Below are 236 nucleotides of genomic sequence, written 5' to 3'. Positions count from 1 at the left end.
AGTCGTGAGTGTTTGTTTTTTTGATGCATCTGCCTGCGTAGAAGGGTGGGTAAGAAATCCTCCGTATTACGTGCACTGTCACCATAATAAGAGATTGTAGGCTGTTTTAATTTATCGAAAAACATTTCAATTTGTTCACTGCCAATGGCTTCTGTTTTATTGCCAATTTGTTTTTGTAGCTTAAGCTCTGTGTTCATACCAAACAGCTTGACCTGTCCTTTTAAATCCTTCATATC

1 pseudogene is annotated in these 236 nt (G+C 37.7%); it reads right to left on the bottom strand.

The features are described 5' to 3' along the window. Positions 1 to 236: pseudogene (locus tag SB775_RS33775) on the bottom strand (hypothetical protein); the annotation flags it as partial.

The sequence above is a fragment of the Peribacillus sp. SIMBA_075 genome (assembly GCF_046534585.1).
The sequence above is the reverse complement of the archived record's forward strand: the minus strand, read 5'-3'. Positions and strand labels throughout refer to the sequence as shown.